At 61.0% G+C, this 254-nt stretch carries 1 protein-coding gene; it reads left to right on the top strand.

What is annotated here, in order from left to right; all coding sequences use genetic code 11:
* A partial coding sequence (locus QP415_RS12260) for a transposase (protein WP_285100257.1) occupies positions 1 to 248 on the top strand: 248 nt, incomplete at its 5' end.
* Between the last annotated feature and the right edge of the window lie 6 nt (positions 249 to 254).

Genomic DNA, 254 nt, shown 5'->3' on the forward strand with positions numbered 1-254 from the left:
TCGAGCGCCTACCAACGTGTCCCATCCCCGAAATCGCTCGCCTAGGCCGGACCCTACGCAAGTGGAAGGACGCCTTCTTGGCCTACTTCGACACAGCCGGAGCCAGCAACGGCCCAACCGAAGCCATCAACGGAATCATCGAACTAGGCAGACGCACCGCCAGAGGCTACCGCAACCCCACCAACTACCAACTCCGAATGCTCCTCATCGCAGGAGGCCTAGACGCCTCCACCCACACTCAACTCTGAAGAGCC

It is taken from the genome of Pauljensenia sp. UMB3104 (genome assembly GCF_030217285.1).
In the GTDB taxonomy this organism is placed as follows: domain Bacteria; phylum Actinomycetota; class Actinomycetes; order Actinomycetales; family Actinomycetaceae; genus Pauljensenia.